The sequence below is a fragment of the Mesorhizobium sp. M00.F.Ca.ET.216.01.1.1 genome (genome assembly GCF_004010325.2).
GTDB lineage: Bacteria > Pseudomonadota > Alphaproteobacteria > Rhizobiales > Rhizobiaceae > Mesorhizobium.
This window is the reverse complement of the sequence record NZ_SADR02000376.1, coordinates 1-318: the sequence shown is the minus strand read 5'-3', so window position 1 is coordinate 318 and position 318 is coordinate 1. Positions and strand designations below refer to the sequence as shown.

Genomic DNA, 318 nt, shown 5'->3' with positions numbered 1-318 from the left:
GGATTTTGCGGAATTGCGGCTTGTCCACGGCAAGCTCCTCGAGGCGCTGCATTCGCGCTCTCCGGGCAGCCGAAAGATCATAGCGGCGGCCAAAGCCAAGGCCGCGGGCTTGCCGGCAGGCCTGCAGGACTTCTATGCCCGGATAGCGCGCAGACCGGGTGACTTTCTCGCCCAGGGGGCGGGAACGGCGGTGGAAGCGAATGCCGGCTATGCGGAGCAACAATTCGGCTCCGGTTCCTGACCGTCGCATACCAAGGAAAGGAGCGGCGATCTGCTGCTGCTGCCGTCGCCGCCGCCGGCCTTTGCCCTATTTTTTCC

The 318-nt window shown here is 64.8% G+C and carries 1 pseudogene; it reads left to right on the top strand.

The window, feature by feature from the left end:
• Window positions 1-241 (top strand): annotated as a pseudogene (locus EN859_RS36555) (adenylate/guanylate cyclase domain-containing protein); the annotation flags it as partial.
• Between the last annotated feature and the right edge of the window lie 77 nt (window positions 242-318).